Genomic DNA, 945 nt, shown 5'->3' with positions numbered 1-945 from the left:
GCTCAGGATGGGTCGACTACATGTTCCCGAAACCCGGGCAGACCCAACCATCGCAAAAATGGGCCTACGTAAAGGCCGTGAAGGTCGATGGAGTTCCGGGCCTGGTCGCTTCGGGCTTCTATCCTTAGAGGGGTCATTTCCCCCGGCTGACAGTGTCAAGTGCTCGGGCCGGCATGCCGTAATCAAGCGTTTGCCCCGCAATCCACGATCGTCAGCCTTCTTGTCCGCAGGGGTTGAGGCCATGGCCGGGAGCGTTCCCGGCGGCTCTCGATCGGGCGAACCCTAGCGGGGGTGGCGAAGATTCCCGCACTGGGCGACTCGATCAGCGCCTGCAGAGCGGACTCGTCTTCTGCCAGCGTCTCCTCGAACAGTCGGCGCTGCTCGGCGCTCACGGGGTTTGAGCGCATCGACGATGGAATCGTCGCCACGGACTATGCGCATTCCTGGGTGCTAGTGTCGCCCCGCGAAACCGTGCAAGCATGCCCAGTCGGTGCCACTGGGATTAGTGCGTCAGGCCCGGCGCCGGCGCGCGATGCGAACGGCCTCAAGCCATGTGTCGAGGTTGAATTGCTGACCAGTCTCAGCGCTGCGCACGGTCAACACCTGGTGCAGGAAGATCACGCGCACGTCGCCCGGTGCGTCGGTGTGGCCGACGATCAGCTGCTTCTCCAAGTCGAGGCGCTGTACCTGCAACACGTTCTGCACCTTCTTGCCGTTCACGTCGATGTAGCGAATCCGCATGCGCGGCGTCTCGTCGACCGTCGTTGCGGTCTCATCCTGGGTAGCCCATTCGGGAAGGGTTTCGAGTTCGCTGGAATGCAAGCGCCCGCGTGTGGTCGGAATCACCTCGTCGAGCGGGACATATCCCGAGCGCAGGCGCGCAGCCTCGACCCGGCGCTTCGCCTCGACCCGCACTGCCTTTCGTCGCAACGAGTGATAAAGGAG

Annotated in this window: 1 protein-coding gene; it reads right to left on the bottom strand. The window is 63.4% G+C overall.

Annotation, left to right across the window (positions count from 1 at the left end; all coding sequences use genetic code 11):
- Nucleotides 1–510: 510 nt before the first annotated feature.
- The gene (locus AC1DY5_RS57100) at nt 511–915 is read right to left on the bottom strand and encodes a hypothetical protein (protein ID WP_478122952.1); all 405 of its coding nucleotides are present in this window, start codon (nt 913–915) and stop codon (nt 511–513) included.
- Nucleotides 916–945 lie beyond the last annotated feature (30 nt).

The sequence above is a fragment of the Variovorax sp. P4_D9 genome (assembly GCF_056401695.1).
The sequence above is the reverse complement of the archived record's forward strand: the minus strand, read 5'-3'. Positions and strand labels throughout refer to the sequence as shown.